We start from the raw sequence: 15,772 nt of genomic DNA, 5'->3' as shown, positions 1-15,772 counted from the left end.
TCAGAGGCTTAAGGCGGTTTCCTCTTTGGCAGACTTGATGACCACCATTGTAAAGAAGCGGGCGACGTTGCTTTGGTCGCGAAACAGACGCTCGCACAGTCGGTCATATTCTTCCATGTCCTGCAATCGCAGCATCAGGACGACATCGCTTGCGCCTGTAACTGCGTAAGCGTTGGAGACAGCTTCTTCTTTTGTCACGATGTCCAGAAAACGGCGCATGTGCTGTTCGCCATGCAGTTTCAGTTCAACGGTAACAATTGCCTTGATGACCCGTCCAGCTTTGGCGGGGTTTAAGATGGCAACCACGCGGTCGATAAAGCCATTTTTTCTAAGTCGCTGTACACGGCGTAGACACGAAGAAGGTGAGAGGCCGACCTTGTCGGCCAATTCCACATTCGTGCGCGAAGCATCGAGCTGCATGAAGTTCAAAATTTTGCGGTCTATTCGGTCCATCGGAAAAGCCTATTCATCTGATTTGTCTTTGCAATAAAATTGCAAAGAAATGCAATTTTAGACCACAAATTCGAAGTGAGCCAAGCTAGGACTGAGGCAACTGTTTAGGAGCTTTGGATGTCCGTCATCGTCAAAATTTTTCGAAAAACGCTTGAACCTATTGAGATCTACTGGGTCCTGGCGCGCATAATGATACCTATAACGATCGCTGCCGAGTTGCTCTCCAGACTGGGAGTGATTGAAATGGTCGCGCCGATCTTTGCTCCGGTTATGAACCTTGTCGGCCTCCCATCAGAGCTTGGCCTGGCTTGGCTGACCGCGATGCTGGTCGGGATTTGGGGGGCGGTGCCGCTTCTCTTCACGCTGGTGCCCATCTCATCCTTGAGTGTTGCCGACGTCACCATCTTTTCCTCACTTGTTCTGTTTGCACATGGGCTGCCGGTTGAACAGAAAATCATTCAGATGGCCGGCCCCGGCATGGCCGTCACGACAACTTTGCGCATCCTGGGAGGACTCCTCTACGCCGTTCTGTTGCATACGGTTCTGGAAATGACAGGATGGCTGTCCGCACCCGTCGCACCGGCCTGGATACCCTTAAGCACCACACCGGACTGGCTCGAATTTTTCTTCGGATTCGCCCAGACCATGATCTGGATGCTGGTCGTGCTCGTTGCTCTTTTCTGGCTCCTGGAGGTCTTGAAAATGACCGGGGTTCTGGCTTGGATCATGTCGGCCTTGTCGCCTGTTTTGCGCCTTGCGGGCATTCGCGGCGAGGCAGGCTACCTGACTGCCGTCGGTTTGTTTTTGGGCATCTCTTATGGTGCGGGCCTGTTGATCCGGGAAGCGCGATCAGGCGCGGTGTCACCTCGGCAGGTTTTTGTGTCCTGCGTGTTTATGGGGTTTGCGCACAGCGTCATTGAAGACACGCTTTTGATGATTGCTCTGGGCGCGGACGTCTACGGTGTCTTGGTCGGTCGGCTTTGTTTCGCCATTGTCGCAACGGCCCTCATTGCCGCATTGCTGCGTCGACTGTCTGACAACGCCTTCTTTCAGCACATGTACAGGCTTGAGGGAGCGAAAACCGGCTGAGCAAACCCTTGTCAGGAATTGCCAGGGAAACAAAGAAGGTTGGTAGGGCGTGCCTGGCCTTGGAGATGGAGACCCTTGCCTAGGTTAGGTAGAGGTTTACTGAACCACTCTCGAGATGGGCGTGCTTCTTTGAAGTCATGCACCCTGCAATCAAACAGTCGGCTCATTCGCCTGATTGCCATTCAAGGCGTTTAGACGTAGCGCTCAATCAACTGAACCTGCGTGCAATACGGTCGACGGCCTTACCAACTGCCGGGTGTCAGTCCGTGACGAACTCATCTTCTGGTACTGTGATCTGGCGCATGTATTTTGCTTACTAATCTTTTTTTTCTAAGAAACTCAGTGTTTTGGATGAATTTAGTTGCAAAGGCTTCAAGCTGGTGCTGATAATCGATGACGGTAGGATGTGCCTGTCGCCGATGGTGTCGGGATTCTGAGATCAGCGATGCATCCAAAGCGATTGAACAACAACGTCACCTCTGAAGCGTCGGTTTCCGGGACGGATGACAAGGGAGAAGCCAAAGGGGTGTAGCGTAAAAAACAGGGAGAGACCTGACGGCCGGTGGAGGTTGAATTGCTCGTTCGGGCAACGATAGCCGGGAGGAAGCCAACAAGGGCCGATGCAGGGAATTCCGCAAGAATTCCATGTTGCCTGGGTGTTCGAACATGATGGTTTTGGAAGCCCAGGTACTGCCCGGTGCCAAGGGGACTGCCTGACAAACAAGGAGAATGATCACACAGTTGGGCACTGCCCAATTGCCTGCAAGCGGACCGCAGTATCGGTTTTACCGCAGCAAACTGCGGGAATATTGAGCCAGAGTGGTGCTTGCCTTGCCCCAAGAGACGTCGTGAAACGAAAATGGGGTGCAAAAGAAAGCCGGAAAACCGGTTGGAACATAATGTTCAGGGAGGAACAGGAATGAACAGAAAAGCCGCAGTCTTCGCAGGGTCACTTGTAGCGTTCGCAGCCAGCGCATCAATGGCTCACGCCGACAAGCTCACTCTTTATTGCAGTGCGCAGGAGGATTGGTGCCAGTTGATGGCGCGCAGTTTTGAAGATGCAACCGGCATCGACGTCAATATGACACGCAAGTCATCGGGCGAAACCTTCGCACAGATCCGCGCCGAGTCTTCCAATCCAAAAGGAGACGTTTGGTGGGGTGGAACCGGTGATCCGCATTTGCAGGCCGCTGAAGAGGGCCTGACCGCAGAATATGTTTCTCCCATGCGCGACCAGCTGCATGATTGGGCGATTAGCCAGGCTGAAAGCGCAGGAAACCGGACAATCGGAATTTATTCCGGTGCACTCGGATACGGCTACAACAGTGATCTGCTGGCGGCGAACAATCTGCCGGAGCCGGCATGTTGGAAGGACCTCCTGAAGCCCGAGTACAAAGGCCATGTCCAGATGGCGAACCCGAATTCGTCAGGCACTGCCTATACGACGCTTGCGTCCATGGTTCAGATATTCGGTGAGGACGAGGGCTTTGAATTCATGAAGGGTCTCCACGCCAACATCAACCAGTACACAAAGTCGGGTTCCGCTCCGATCAAGGCTGCGGGTCGCGGAGAAAACACCATCGGTATCGTCTTCATGCATGACGCCGTCAAGCAGGCTGTCTCCGGTTTCCCTGTGAAAGTCGTGGCACCATGCGAGGGAACTGGCTACGAGATTGGCTCCATGTCGATCATCGATGGCGCCCGGAACATGGATGAGGCGAAGAAGTTTTACGATTGGGCTTTGAGCCCAGAGGCACAGAACCTTGCGCTCGAGGTCAATGCGTTCCAGGTTCCGTCCAACAAAGGCGCGGAAACTTCGGAAAGTGCTCCTGACATGAGCCAGATCAAGCTGATCGACTACGACTTCAAGAAATATGGGTCGTCCGATGAGCGCAAACGCCTTTTGCAGAAATGGGACGAGGACGTCTCCACGCTGCCGCAGTAAGTGACTTTGACCAAACCAAATAAAGCTCCCCCGGTTCTGATCTTTTGGATCATTGCCGGGTGGGTGGGCTTCTGTCTGCTGCCCTGGTACGGCATCGAGGACGGTTTTTGGTCGTTCGAATGGCTGATCGACGGCTACCCGTTCGACGAGGACTACGCGCCTGCCGCGTTTTTGATCGCGCAAGGCGAAAAGCTATGGCTGGGCCCCCTCTTGATCCCGCTGGTGCTTCCGCTGTTTGCATTGCGGTGCTCAAAGTCGGATCCGACCTACTCCCGTTTGCTTGTGCTTGCCGGCGCAATAGGCTTTGCGTGGATGATTGCCCAAGGCTTTTCCATTGGTATCCGCGGATACAATTTCGAATGGATGAATGCGGCTTTCGGTCCGTTGGACGATCGGCAGTTTGGCATGGGATATGGCGCAATGCTGTGCGCGTCTGCCTACCTGTTTCTGCTGACGCAAGGCATCGCCGCACGCGGCGCTGTCAACGGAGATGTCTTTGTCGTCAGTGCAATTGGCGGCGTCATCGCGATTGTCACGGCATTTGTCTTCTTTCCGATTGCGAAAATGTTGTTTGCTGCCTTCGTCACAGACGACGGCGCTTACTCGATTTTGGTTTTTTTCGACAAGTTCTTCGACGACCGGATTTGGGGCCTCGGCTGCCTGGCCGGTGCGCGTTGCGGAGCTGCATGGAACTCCCTTTTCCTTGCCGTTCTGGTTGGATTGATCACAACGCTTTTGGGCCTGGCATTTGCGCTCGTCGTGACACGTTCAGGCTTCCGTTACAAACGAGTGATGCGGGCGCTTACGGTGCTGCCGATCATCACGCCACCTTTCGTCATTGGCCTTGCGCTCATATTGCTGTTTGGACTTTCCGGTACGGTTACGGTCTATATATCTGAATTGTTTGGTGTGCAGCCGACGCGTTGGCTGTACGGCCTGCCCGGCGTGCTTATTGCCCAGACGCTGGCCTTCACGCCGATTGCCTTTCTGGTCCTCATCGGTGTCGTTGAAGGGGTTTCCCCCTCAATGGAAGAAGCAGCGCAGACCCTTCGGGCAAACCGTTGGCAGACCTTCAGAACGGTTTCCTTGCCGCTGATGCGTCCCGGGCTTGCAAACGCGTTTCTGCTTGGTTTCATCGAAAGCATGGCCGATTTCGGCAATCCGCTGGTTCTGGGCGGAAACTTCGATGTTTTGTCGACCGAGATTTTCTTTGCCATTGTCGGTGCACAATACGATCAGGGGCGTGCTGCGGTTCTCGCAATGGTTCTGCTCTTTTTCACGCTCTCGGCTTTCTACGCCCAACGAGCCTGGCTGGGAAAAAAGAGCTATACGACCGTCTCAGGCAAGGGAGATGCAGGAGTGCATCCGCTTATGCCCAAAGGCCTTGCAGTTCCTGTTCTGAGCATTGCGCTTGCCTGGGCCGCGTTCACCGCCGTGGTCTATGCGATGATCATTTATGGCAGTGTTGTTGAACTGTGGGGTGTCAACAATTCTCTGACGTTCAAACACTATGTGACGGCGTTTTCGGTTCGGTTTGCTGAAGAAGGGATACGCTGGACCGGGGCTGCCTGGGACAGTTTCTGGACGACGATAACGATAGCAGCCATTGCGGCACCGCTGACGGCGGCCGTTGGATTGGTGACGGCCTATCTGCTGACACGGCAGAATTTCGCCGGCAAGAACTCCTTCGAGTTCGGCACCATGCTGTCCTTTGCCATTCCCGGCACCGTTATCGGGGTGAGTTACATTCTGGCATTCAACGTTCCTCCAATAGAAATCACCGGAACGGGTATTATTCTCGTCGTGAGTTTCATCTTCAGGAACATGCCGGTCGGCGTGCGTGCAGGGATTGCAAGCATGTCGCAGATCGACAAGTCGCTTGACGAGAGCTCACTCACGCTTGGAGCCAACTCATGGCAAACCTTCCGACGAGTGATACTGCCCTTGTTGCGGCCCGCAATCCTGGCCGCTTTGGTCTACAGTTTCGTGCGGGCGATGACCGCCATTTCCGCGGTCATATTCCTGGTGTCCGCCGAGTATGACATGGCGACCAGCTACATTATCGGGCGCGTTGAAAACAACGACTACGGTCTTGCCATTGCCTATTCCACGACACTGATCTTCGTCATGCTGGCAGCCGTCGGTCTGCTGCAGTTGCTGGTTGGCCGTGTACAGATCGGGCGTCGCAAACACATCGAAATGAAGGGAGCGACATGAGCGAAACACACATTCGCAGCAAGGCCGCGCCGGTCAGGTTCGAAAAGGTCTCCAAGGTTTTCGGAAAGGATGTGGTCGCTGTCGACAACATCGATCTGGATATCGAAGCGGGAAAACTTGTGACGCTTCTGGGCCCATCCGGTTGTGGCAAGACCACGACACTGCGCATGATCGCAGGCTTGGAGATGGCCAGTTCCGGGCGCATACTCATCGGGGACACAGAGGTTACGAAATTGCCGGCAACGGATCGTGACGTGTCGATGGTGTTCCAGTCCTACGCTCTGTTTCCGCACATGAGCGTTCTGGAAAACGTGATGTACGGACTGACTTTTTCTGGTTTCGACAAGGCCGAAGCGCGCTCCCGGGCGCTTGAAGGGCTGGAACTGGTCGGCTTGAAGGGCTTCGGAGAGCGCTTGCCAAGCGAATTGTCCGGTGGTCAACAGCAACGTGTCGCGGTTGCCCGTGCACTCGTGCTGGAACCTCAGGTGCTGCTGTTCGACGAACCCCTGTCGAACCTTGATGCGAAATTGCGTCGACAGGTCCGCGAGGACATTCGGGCAATCCAGCAGGATCTTGGCCTGACTGTCGTTTATGTCACCCACGACCAGGAAGAAGCGCTCGCGGTTTCAGATGAGATTGTCGTCATGCGCAATGCATCGATTGCTCAAATCGGCACGCCGCGGGAGCTCTATGATCAACCGGTCGATGCCTTCGTTGCCGATTTTATCGGCGAGGCAAATTTGATCTCCTGCCAGATAACCGACGTCCAGAACGAAACCGCGACTGTGGATGTCTGCGGGTATCGTTATATGCTGGCCTCGCGCGGTTTATCAAAAGGTGCGGCAACCATTGCCGTTCGACCCTCTCGGCTTGTTTTGGGGGAAGCGGAAGGCATGCCGGCGCGTGTTGCCAAGGCAACCTATGTCGGCGTTCGAATGGAATACACTCTCGAGGGTGAGTTTGGTCAGGTCTTTGCGGTGCAGGACAACGTGGATCAGACGCTTGAGGTCGGCTCGGATTTGAGACTGTCTTTCGCCAAATCGGGTCCAGTGCTCCTGGCCGCCGACTGATTTTTTGCCAGGCAAATGAGCAAGCCGTTCCCTTGTTGAAAGTTGCAGTGAATTCTATTCGATGCTCCATTTCGTTTGGACCAGTTTGCTATCGTTTTTCGCTCAAACTAAGAGCGTGATGTGTCGCTGCCGATCTGGTTCTTTGGAAGTCTTGCAACCTCAAGAAGCGTTTCTCTGAGCCAGAGATGTCTTGCATCCCGGTTCATGCGGGGGTGCCAGTTGGCGACGATATCCAGGTAGGGCAGTTCGAGCGGTGTTCGAATGCGTGCAAAACTGTGCTTGAAGGATCTAGCGATCCGTTCGGGAATGAACGCGGTTAAGCTCCTTGATTTCATGAGATGGATCAGCATCGCAAATGTGGGTACCGCCAAGACAACATGTCGGCTCATTCCCTTCGCGGCGAGAACCTCGTCGATTGGCCCGCGAAAGCTGGCCCCGGTCGGGTCCACAAATGCGTGACGATGTTCACATAGCTGTTCCAATGACAATTCGTCATTGTTTTTGACGTTTGAATAACTGGATAAACAGACAAAGTCGTCCGTGTAGAGCGCGCGTGCTGGCAAGTCGGGCAGAGCCAGGTCGCGGTCACTCAAAATCAGGTCTATCTCACCTTTTTCCAGCTGATCCAGAATTCCCGTCGCAGGCCTTGGAAGAACCGAGACCCGGGCCCGGGGAGCGACATCCAGTACTTTTTCAGTGAAGGCATTGAAGATTGTGTGCTGCAGATAGTCGCTGCCGCAAACTCTTACAGTGAACTCTGAGTTGGCCGGATCGAACGCGTCAGGGGCCAGAAGCACACGAATCTCCTCCAGCACCTCGTTGACTTTCAAAGCAATTGCGTCGGCCTTTGGTGTCGGAATGATGCCGTGTGAGGTTCGAACAAAGAGATCATCTTCGAACACTTCGCGAAGCCGCTTGAGCATCCCGGAAACCGTCGGTTGGGTCAAAGAGAGCTGAGTGGCTGCTCTCGTCACACTTCGTTCGCTGTAAAGCGCATCGAACGTAACGAGCAAATTTAGATCGACACTTCTGATATTGATGTTTCGCATATCACTTATTGAACAATACGTTTTGACCAATAACAAGTCAGAGGTAAAAATCTGACCCGTCTGAAACGATGGGTATCAAGGTGAATTGGCTAGGGAAACGACCACAACAGCAACACTGCAAACTGCGCAGAACGCGTCATGTCTGGGCGTTTTATTGAAACGATTCCTCGCCTGGAAGCAGAAGAGGCGAGACTGTGGTGAGCTGCGCAGTCTTAGCAACGCGATGCTCCGGGATCTGGCGATTGATCGCAGCGAGATCGATTCACTTGTTGTCTCCAGGCAACACGGTCGTCGACGCAATCGAGGCGATTGAAGCCCATCGGTGGGTGCTCACAATGCGTGCTTTTCACGCTGCAGACTTGAGGGTCGTGAATTGATGGCAGAAAACCTTCGCGTTCTCTGGCTTGCAGCTTCTCTGCTTATGGGCAGCCCGGGGCCAGCAACACTGGGTTTGGCAGCTACGGGATCAGCATTCGGCTTCCTTGGTCGCTTTCCATATCTGGTTGGTGTCATTGCTGGGTCAACTCTGCCATCACCACTCACGTGAGTTGTTAATGAGTGCAGAAAGCAGAAAAATATAAATTAAAACAGATGCTTGAGAGGCACTCCAGAGTTTGCACTTTGGAGTGCTTAGCCCGGAATTCCCAGCTATTTCGAAATATCGGTATCCCGGTTTCTGGCAGAAACTGAAACCGCCATCATCAATGGAGATATGGAATGCAATCGACAAATGGCACTGTCTTGCGGCACCTCAGCGACCCGAAGCTTGTACTGGTCGCAGGCTCGGTTGTCGCTCTTATCGCCATTGGTATGCGGCACTCTTTCGGGCTGTTTTTGGATCCGGTCACGAGGGAAGTCCCAAACATCGATCGTGAGACATTCGGTTTTGCAATCGCATTGCAGAACCTTATGTGGGGTTTGGCACAACCCTTCGCAGGCATGCTGGCTGACCGTTTTGGAAGCGCGAGGGTTATTTTCACAGGTGGTGCGCTTTATGTGCTGGGTCTGATATGTGCTTCTGCCGTTTCAAGCACACTTGGATTGGTGCTGGGGTTAGGTGTGCTTGTCGGTATCGGACTTAGCGCAACAACCTATGCTGTGGTCCTTGGAGCAGTCGGACGGAAATTTCCTCCTGAACGACGTACGTCGGCGCTCGGCATTGCCTCGCTTGGCGGATCCTTGGGGATTTTTCTATCTGTTCCCGTCACACTGAGCCAGATTGATAACCTGAATTGGTCCCTTGCCTTTGTCAGCTTGGGGCTCATCGCTGTGACGATTTGCTTGTTGGCTCCGATGCTTTCAGGGCGCGCTGAGGTGCAAGGGACGGAGCAATCGCTGACGGAGGCACTCTCCGAGGCGCTTGGGCATAAAGGCTTTGTTTTGCTGGTACTGGGTTTCTTTGTGTGCGGGTTCCAGCTTGCGTTCATAGGAACGCATTTGCCGGCTTATCTTTTGGACAGAAATCTGGGAGCCTGGCTTGGCGGCGCTGCTCTTGCGACCATTGGTGCAACAAACATCGCCGGAACGTTCATATGCGGTGTCGTCGGCGATCATGTCAGCAAGAAAAAGGTTCTTGTTGGTCTCTATCTGGCCCGGGCAGCTGCTGTCGCCGTCTTTGTGCTGCTGCCACCTTCCGATGTTTCAACTCTTTTGTTCGCGGCAGTGATGGGTTTTACCTGGCTTGGTACAGTTCCGCTTACCACCGGCATCGTTGCCCAGGTCTTTGGCCCCAGATATCTCGCGACACTGATTGGCATCGTATTCTTCATGCATCAGATTGGGAGTTTCCTGGGTGCCTGGCTCGGTGGGCTCGTATTCGAGCAGACAGGCAACTACGACATCATGTGGTGGTGCGTGGTTCTGGCCGGCATCATGGCTGCCTTTCTGCACCTTCCGATCGATGAGCAACCACTGACTTCCAAATTCAGCAGACTTCAGGGAGCCGTGAGCAATGCCTAGCTGGTCGCTTGTTCTATGGGGTTTGGCGTGCCTGCTCGCCCTGTCTGCGCTCATCACCCTTTGGGCCGCATTGATCAATGTTTATCAGAGGCACTTTCTTGACCTTTCAATCATGCGGTTCATTTGCATGGCCGGTTTGAACTGAGGTCAGATTTTTCTTCAACGTCCGACAAAGTGAAAGGTAACTGGATGACCTCGAACAAACCACAGCAGGGCCCGATCTTGCGGCTGTTCCAGGCCAGGGTCAAAGATGGAAAGGAAAAAAGCCTTCTTGCACAATTTGCCACGACGTCAGCTGAGGTCGTGCGCAGTGAGCCCGGAAACAAAGGGTTCTTCTTCGGCCGCGAAGTAAGCGTGGAAGAAAACAGGCTCATATTTGCGTCTCTGTGGTCCGACATGACGTCTGTCAAACAGAAGTTTGGTGATCAATGGGATCAATCCTTCCTGCCGGAGGGCTATGACGATCTGATCGAAGAGCACTCCATTCAGCACATAGACTTGTCATCCGGTTGGTTTGTGCCACCGGGCGAGCCGGATTGAATCGTAACTAAAACCGGCGGCCAAACGGACCAGGTCAAAGCGGCAGCGCCGGGCTCTCCTGCAGGCCGAGATGGAGCTCATTGCCCTCGTAAGGGTGTGATCTTGCAACCTCTTCGTTCAGTTCGTGGCCAAGGCCCGGTTCGCTGGATGGGATCACATAGCCGTCTTCCCAACAGATCGGTTTTGCCAAAAGGTCAGCATAAAAACCATCGAACGTGCGGATTGACTCAAGGACCAGAAAATTGGGGCTGCAGGTCGCCAGTTGAATGTTGGCAAGCGCAACAAGAGGCCCGCAGTAGAGATGCGGTGCGACCTGGGCAGAATGGCACTCAGCCATGGCCGCGATTTTCTTGGCTTCCAGAAGCCCGCCGACCCGGCCAAGGTTCATCTGCAAAATGCTGGCTGCACCTGTTTCCAGAACGCGTGAAAACTCATACCTTGTACAAAGGCGCTCACCGGTTGCTACCGGGATGGACGTATATCGGGCAACTTCAGCCATGTCTTCCGGCTTTTCTGGCGGGATAGGCTCTTCGAACCAGAGTGGGTCATAAGATTCTATGCGCCTGGCGAGCCGTTTGGCTCCTGAGACGGTAAACTGACCATGCGTGCCAAAAAGCAGGTCGGCCTTTGACCCGACAGCCTCGCGAATGGACTTGCAAAAGGCTTCGGACCGGTCCAGGTCGTCGAGACTTGGCTGATGGCCGTCATAAATCGTGTAAGCGCCAGCAGGATCGAACTTGACCGCCGTGAACCCCTGTTCAACGGCCTTGCTTGCCGCGTTCGCTGCCAGAGACGGATCGTTATAGACATTCGGCTGGTCGGGATCTGGATAGACGTCACCGTCGGCTGGATAAAGATAGGTATAGGACCGCAGCCGCTCGTGAACTTTGCCGCCGAGCAATTCATATGCGGGTTTTCCGGCAGCCTTGCCGATAATATCCCAGCACGCCATCTCAAGTCCCGAGAGCACGCCCATAACAGTGACATCCGGTCGCTGCGTATAGCCAGCGCCATAGGTCTTGTGCCAAAGCTTCTCAATATGGTGCGGATCGGTGCCCAGGAACTGGCGCTCGAAAACGTCCTTCGCCATTTCAGCCACAAGGTGAGGCCCGAAAGTGGCATTGTAGATCTCGCCGTAGCCCGTGATCCCGCAAGCGGTAACCAGTTTGACGAAAATGAAATAGCGTCCTCCATGACGGGGAGGAGGGTTCGCGACGACAAATGTCTCGATTTGGTCGAGTTTCATGGATCTCGCCTAGCTGGCATTGCTGATAGTGATGGATTTCACTTTGGTATAGGCATCGAGCCCTTCCCAGCCCTTTTCACGGCCATAGCCGGATTTTTTATTTCCACCGAATGGCAGTTCCAACCCGCCGGCCCAGTAATCATTGATTGAAACCTGACCACAATCCATTGCGCCGGCAACCCGCATCGCGCGACCGACATCTCTTGTGTAGACGCTTGAAATCAGACCGAAGTCGGTGCCGTTGGCAAGCCTAATTGCTTCCTCTTCCGTGTCGAACGTTTGAACCGAGAGCACCGGGCCGAAGATTTCTTCCTGCACGGCAGGATCGTTGGGGGAGAGGTCGGCAATCACGGTCGGCTCAAAGAACCAGCCTTTGCCGGTTCTTGTATCTGTCGTGACATGGCCGCCGGTCAGGATATTGGCACCCCGTGCCCGGGCCGCCTCAACATGCCCTTGGATCCGCGACAGGTGCAGGTCGGAATTGATTGCGCCCATATCGGGATGCGACAAGCCGTGTCCGGGTTTGATACGGGCCGCTCTTTTCGTCAGTAAGGCAAGCACCTCATCGCGCAAGGATGAGTGCAAAACCAGTCTTGATCCAGCGGAACAAATCTGACCCGAATTGGAGAAGATTGCCCAATACGCGCCATCTGCCACCTTCCCGGGATCTGCATCTTCGAAGGCGATCAACGGAGACTTGCCGCCAAGTTCCAGCGTCAGGCGCGTGACATTCGGCGCCGCGATCTGAGCGACATTGACACCGGTTGAAACCGAACCCGTGAAGGTAAGCTGTTTGATACGCGGGTCCCGAGCCATCATTGCGCCGACATCGGTGCCGAGGCCGGTCACGACATTTACAAGCCCATCGGGCACGCCAGCTTCTGAAAGCAGTTCTGCCATGACCAATGCGGTGAAGGGTGTTGTTTCGGCAGGTTTGGCAACAACTGAACATCCGGCGGCAAGAGCAGGGGCAACGCCGCGCGCAAAGGTGGATGTCGGGTAATTCCAGGGAATGATATGCCCTGTCACGCCGACCGGTTCACGCACTGTAAAGGCGGTCTGCTCAGGACCCAAATTGACAGATCTGCCATCAAGCTTGTCGGCCGCACCTGCGTAATATTCAAAAAGGCGCGCGGACGCCTGGACGTCGCCGGATGCCTCTGAAAGCGTCTTGCCGCTGTCGACAACTTCAATCACCGACAGTCGGTCGGCATTTTCGCGAAATAGACGAGCAACGTTGTTGAGCACACGGCAACGCTCCGCAGGTGTCACCTGCCGCCAGTGTCTGGCGGCCCTTTCAGCGGCATCAATGGCGTGATCAAGGTCCTGGGCACTGCCTAGTGAAAACTCGGCAAACGGTTCGGCAAGCCCCGGGTCAAAGCTCTGCATCTTCCGGTTTGATGCGGGGGTCGGCTTTCCGTCTATGAAATGCCCTTCGGGAAGCGATCTCAGCTGTCCGCCGGACAGGTAGTCGTCTGCAAGTGATTGGGCCGTCATCAAATAGCTCTCTTCTGATCTTCAAGAATGAGATCGGCCCCCTTCAGGGCCAGCATCATGGTCGGGGCGTTTGTGTTGCCCGAGGTGATATTCGGAAAGGCCGAAGCATCAACGACACGCAGCCGCTGCACTCCATGAACCCTCAGGCGGCTGTCGACGACGCTCGATCCAACGTTTTCTCCCATCCGGCACGTGGAAACCGGGTGGTAGACGGTGCTCGCACGAGACTTGAAATCAGCAAGAATTCCTTCGTCATCGAGCTTGCCGAGATCAGGTGCAACAGGCCCTTCGACAAGCCCGCTCAAGGCTTTGCTTGCCATCAGATTCTGGCAGAGCCTGCCCCCGGCGATCACGGCCAGGCGGTCTTCTTCGGTTGAAAGCGAATTCGGTTGAATGACAGGTGCAACTGTGGCGTCAGCGCTCTTGATAGCAATACGCCCCCGACTGGTCGGGCGAGTCGGCTGCGCGCAGATGATGAAACCGTTGAACGGATCGATTGCCAGCCGGGTCTGATCCTTGTCAGCCGTCAACTGATAGCTGATCGGGTTGAAATAAAGTTGCTGGTCTGGCCGGCTCAATTCACGTCTTGATCGGAAGAATCCGCCGCACTGGTTGACTGAAAGCGACAAAGGGCCCTTGCGCGTCAAGGCATATTGAATTGCCGCGAGTGTCCGACCGATTGCCGGACGCAGCACGGCGTTCAGCGTCGGCTCCTTGGCGCGGAATGTGAATTTCGTTGACAGGTGATCCTGCAGATTGCCACCGACATTGTCATTGGCCTGGATGATCGGAATGCCGAATTCGCGCAGCAGATTGCCCGGGCCGACACCGGAAACCTGCAGAAGCTGCGGTGAGCCGATTGCTCCGGCAGCCAGGATCACTTCTCGTCGTGCAAAAAGTTGAAGGCCATCACGCAGTTCAATGCCAATGGCTTTCGCGTTTTCAAAGAGAACCCGCTTGACCAGTGCCTTGGTGCGCAGACTAAGGTTTCGGCGTTTCAGGGCAGGGTGCAGGAAGGCCCGCGCTGAAGAGCAGCGCCGTCCGTTGCTGGTGTTGATCTGATAAACACCGCCACCTTCCGGATTGTCGCCGTTCAAATCCTCAGTCCAGGGCAATCCCGTCTCCTGGACCGCAGCACGAAAATGGCGGTTGATGCTGTGGATCTGATCGGTGACGTTTTGCACTCTTATGGGGCCGTCGCCATTTTCCCTTCCATCCGCCGACACTTTTGTTTCGAGCTTTTCGAAGACCGGTTTGACGCTTTGCCATCCCCATCCATGCGCGCCTGCTGTTTTCCAGTCTTCAAAGTCACCTGGCAAGCCACGGCAATAGACCATGGCATTTATCGAGCCTGATCCACCGACAATGCGCCCTCGTGGCCAGCAACCACTGCGTCCGTCCAGGCCCCCGTCAGGTTCTGTCTGATATTGCCAGGTGCGTTTGGCATCTCCGTTCAGCTTGCCGTAGCCAAGAGGTATCGAAACCCACGGAGATGCGTCCGAACCACCAGCCTCGAGCAAAAGCACGGAGATGTTGGGATCCGCGCTCAGGCGTTCGGCCAAAATGCATCCGGCGGAACCCGCCCCGACAATGATGAAGTCAACCATTTCCATGCAATGCGCCGTTGGATTGTTCGCACGTTCAACAAATTTCGTCGAGCAGATAAAAAATATGAAGCGAAAAATTATTTGGTGTAACTTCGAAAAAATTTGTAAGAAAACGGGTCTGCGGACGAGCCCGCTCCTTAGCTTGTTGGATCCTTTTCTCTTGGAAGAGCAACAAAAAACGGAATACTCATATGCCGTATGACCTTCCGCCACTGTCCTGGTTACGGGCTTTTGAGGCAAGCGCACGTCTTGGCAATTTCACGCGTGCCGCGGAAGAATTGCTGATCACACCGGCCGCGATCAGTTATCAGGTACGCCAGCTTGAACAGCAGCTTGGCTATCCGCTGTTTGAGAGGCTGCACCGAACTCTTGTGCTGACCCGATTGGGTCAAACCTATCTGCCCACAGTCGAAAAGGCCTTCTCGGATCTCTCCATTGCGACTGTCTCTGTATTCGGCGATCGCAATAGGCAACCGGTCCGGTTCCGATGCCTCAACAGTTTTGGTCAGCTCTGGATGATCCCGCGTATCAGGCGATTTCAGGAGCTTCATCCTGACGTTGATCTCCAGATGATTTCAGCGTCTTGGGCTGAAACGCTCAATCCTGAACTGTTCGATATCGATATCCGTTTCGGCGATGGCACCTGGACCGATGGCATTGTGGAATTTCTGCAGAACGACCCGATCATTCCCGTTTGCCATCCTGACTTGGGACTGCCTGCAACAAAGCATGACCTTGAAGCTCTGGGTGCTGCACCTCGGCTCGACATCATGGGGGTTATCGATACCTGGGAGAGTTTCTTTCGCGGCTATGGGCATGAGGTGCCATCGCGCAATGGCCTCCAGGTCGATCAGACGCTGTCAGCTCTTGAACTCGCCGCGTTGGGACACGGTCATGCACTTGTTCTGGAATCGCTTGCACAGCCTTATCTTGATGCGGGGCGGCTGGTCCGGTCCTGCGACCGGCGCATCAACAGCCGCCACAGTTATTATCTGGTCACATCCAGACCTCGGAAGGCCCTTGCGCCGGCAGCTCAGAACTTTTGCGTCTGGATGATCGACGAACTTCGCCATCCGTAGTCGGGTTCTTTCAGGAGGCGG

At 54.7% G+C, this 15,772-nt stretch carries 14 protein-coding genes; 9 read left to right on the top strand and 5 right to left on the bottom strand.

Annotation, left to right across the window (positions count from 1 at the left end; translation table 11 throughout):
* The gene (locus tag FIV00_RS23190; protein ID WP_152502979.1) at window positions 1-453 is read right to left on the bottom strand and encodes an Lrp/AsnC family transcriptional regulator; all 453 of its coding nucleotides are present in this window, start codon (window positions 451-453) and stop codon (window positions 1-3) included.
* A gap of 117 nt (window positions 454-570) precedes the next feature.
* On the opposite strand from FIV00_RS23190, the gene FIV00_RS23185 reads away from it, so the two are divergent.
* The 4 genes from FIV00_RS23185 to FIV00_RS23170 all read left to right on the top strand — a co-directional run bounded on the left by FIV00_RS23185 (window position 571) and on the right by FIV00_RS23170 (window position 6,774).
* Window positions 571-1,542 carry a nucleoside recognition domain-containing protein gene (locus FIV00_RS23185; protein ID WP_152502978.1) on the top strand — a complete coding sequence of 324 codons (972 nt, stop codon included), beginning with the start codon at window positions 571-573 and terminating at the stop codon, window positions 1,540-1,542.
* Between the two features lie 919 nt (window positions 1,543-2,461).
* Window positions 2,462-3,487 (top strand): ABC transporter substrate-binding protein, encoded by a 1,026-nt coding sequence (locus FIV00_RS23180; protein WP_152502977.1) that lies wholly within the window; start codon window positions 2,462-2,464, stop codon window positions 3,485-3,487.
* A 6-nt stretch (window positions 3,488-3,493) separates the two neighbouring features.
* The gene (locus FIV00_RS23175) at window positions 3,494-5,704 is read left to right on the top strand and encodes an iron ABC transporter permease (protein WP_173006115.1); all 2,211 of its coding nucleotides are present in this window, start codon (window positions 3,494-3,496) and stop codon (window positions 5,702-5,704) included.
* A complete protein-coding gene (locus FIV00_RS23170; protein ID WP_152502975.1) occupies window positions 5,701-6,774 on the top strand; it encodes an ABC transporter ATP-binding protein in 1,074 nt (357 codons plus the stop codon). Before FIV00_RS23175 ends, FIV00_RS23170 begins: the two co-directional genes overlap by 4 nt.
* A gap of 107 nt (window positions 6,775-6,881) precedes the next feature.
* Here FIV00_RS23170 and FIV00_RS23165 read toward each other — a convergent pair whose 3' ends face one another.
* Window positions 6,882-7,823: a LysR family transcriptional regulator gene (locus FIV00_RS23165; RefSeq protein ID WP_152502974.1), complete on the bottom strand. Its 942-nt coding sequence runs from the start codon at window positions 7,821-7,823 to the stop codon at window positions 6,882-6,884.
* An 85-nt stretch (window positions 7,824-7,908) separates the two neighbouring features.
* Here FIV00_RS23165 and FIV00_RS23160 point away from each other — a divergent pair, with 85 nt between their 5' ends.
* The 4 genes from FIV00_RS23160 to FIV00_RS23145 all read left to right on the top strand — a co-directional run bounded on the left by FIV00_RS23160 (window position 7,909) and on the right by FIV00_RS23145 (window position 10,322).
* On the top strand, window positions 7,909-8,136 hold the full coding sequence (locus FIV00_RS23160) for a DUF1127 domain-containing protein (RefSeq protein ID WP_371419546.1): 228 nt from the start codon (window positions 7,909-7,911) through the stop codon (window positions 8,134-8,136).
* 404 nt (window positions 8,137-8,540) lie between these two features.
* Window positions 8,541-9,782, top strand: coding sequence for an MFS transporter (locus tag FIV00_RS23150; RefSeq protein ID WP_152502973.1), 1,242 nt, complete (start codon window positions 8,541-8,543; stop codon window positions 9,780-9,782).
* Window positions 9,775-9,927, top strand: a complete 153-nt coding sequence (locus FIV00_RS29895) for a hypothetical protein (protein WP_173006114.1) — start codon at window positions 9,775-9,777, stop codon at window positions 9,925-9,927. Before FIV00_RS23150 ends, FIV00_RS29895 begins: the two co-directional genes overlap by 8 nt.
* Window positions 9,928-9,971: 44 nt before the next feature.
* Window positions 9,972-10,322 (top strand): putative quinol monooxygenase, encoded by a 351-nt coding sequence (locus FIV00_RS23145; protein ID WP_152502972.1) that lies wholly within the window; start codon window positions 9,972-9,974, stop codon window positions 10,320-10,322.
* 34 nt (window positions 10,323-10,356) lie between these two features.
* Here the strand turns inward: FIV00_RS23145 and FIV00_RS23140 are convergent, their stop codons facing one another.
* The 3 genes from FIV00_RS23140 to FIV00_RS23130 are packed head-to-tail and all read right to left on the bottom strand — an operon-like array spanning window position 10,357 to window position 14,678.
* Entirely contained in the window at window positions 10,357-11,568 is a 1,212-nt protein-coding gene (locus FIV00_RS23140) for a mandelate racemase/muconate lactonizing enzyme family protein (protein ID WP_152502971.1), read from the bottom strand.
* Window positions 11,569-11,577: 9 nt separating this feature from the next.
* On the bottom strand, window positions 11,578-13,065 hold the full coding sequence (locus FIV00_RS23135) for an aldehyde dehydrogenase family protein (RefSeq protein ID WP_152502970.1): 1,488 nt from the start codon (window positions 13,063-13,065) through the stop codon (window positions 11,578-11,580).
* The gene (locus tag FIV00_RS23130) at window positions 13,065-14,678 is read right to left on the bottom strand and encodes a GMC family oxidoreductase (RefSeq protein ID WP_152502969.1); all 1,614 of its coding nucleotides are present in this window, start codon (window positions 14,676-14,678) and stop codon (window positions 13,065-13,067) included. The genes FIV00_RS23135 and FIV00_RS23130 overlap by 1 nt, the downstream gene beginning before the upstream one ends.
* Before the next feature lie 185 nt (window positions 14,679-14,863).
* On the opposite strand from FIV00_RS23130, the gene FIV00_RS23125 reads away from it, so the two are divergent.
* A complete protein-coding gene (locus tag FIV00_RS23125; RefSeq protein ID WP_152502968.1) occupies window positions 14,864-15,751 on the top strand; it encodes a LysR substrate-binding domain-containing protein in 888 nt (295 codons plus the stop codon).
* Window positions 15,752-15,772: the final 21 nt, after the last annotated feature.

This window comes from Labrenzia sp. THAF82 (assembly GCF_009363435.1).
Lineage (GTDB): Bacteria > Pseudomonadota > Alphaproteobacteria > Rhizobiales > Stappiaceae > Roseibium > Roseibium porphyridii.
This window is presented reverse-complemented; position numbering and strand designations above follow the sequence as displayed.

What these genes read in the sequence shown, in the direction of transcription:
- FIV00_RS23190 (WP_152502979.1), bottom strand. Translation starts at nt 453, where the DNA reads ATGGACCGAATAGACCGCAAAATTTTGAACTTCATGCAGCTCGATGCT.
- FIV00_RS23185 (WP_152502978.1), top strand. Translation starts at nt 571, where the DNA reads ATGTCCGTCATCGTCAAAATTTTTCGAAAAACGCTTGAACCTATTGAG.
- FIV00_RS23180 (WP_152502977.1), top strand. Translation starts at nt 2,462, where the DNA reads ATGAACAGAAAAGCCGCAGTCTTCGCAGGGTCACTTGTAGCGTTCGCA.
- FIV00_RS23170 (WP_152502975.1), top strand. Translation starts at nt 5,701, where the DNA reads ATGAGCGAAACACACATTCGCAGCAAGGCCGCGCCGGTCAGGTTCGAA.
- FIV00_RS23165 (WP_152502974.1), bottom strand. Translation starts at nt 7,823, where the DNA reads ATGCGAAACATCAATATCAGAAGTGTCGATCTAAATTTGCTCGTTACG.
- FIV00_RS23150 (WP_152502973.1), top strand. Translation starts at nt 8,541, where the DNA reads ATGCAATCGACAAATGGCACTGTCTTGCGGCACCTCAGCGACCCGAAG.
- FIV00_RS29895 (WP_173006114.1), top strand. Translation starts at nt 9,775, where the DNA reads ATGCCTAGCTGGTCGCTTGTTCTATGGGGTTTGGCGTGCCTGCTCGCC.
- FIV00_RS23145 (WP_152502972.1), top strand. Translation starts at nt 9,972, where the DNA reads ATGACCTCGAACAAACCACAGCAGGGCCCGATCTTGCGGCTGTTCCAG.
- FIV00_RS23140 (WP_152502971.1), bottom strand. Translation starts at nt 11,568, where the DNA reads ATGAAACTCGACCAAATCGAGACATTTGTCGTCGCGAACCCTCCTCCC.
- FIV00_RS23135 (WP_152502970.1), bottom strand. Translation starts at nt 13,065, where the DNA reads ATGACGGCCCAATCACTTGCAGACGACTACCTGTCCGGCGGACAGCTG.
- FIV00_RS23130 (WP_152502969.1), bottom strand. Translation starts at nt 14,678, where the DNA reads ATGGAAATGGTTGACTTCATCATTGTCGGGGCGGGTTCCGCCGGATGC.
- FIV00_RS23125 (WP_152502968.1), top strand. Translation starts at nt 14,864, where the DNA reads ATGCCGTATGACCTTCCGCCACTGTCCTGGTTACGGGCTTTTGAGGCA.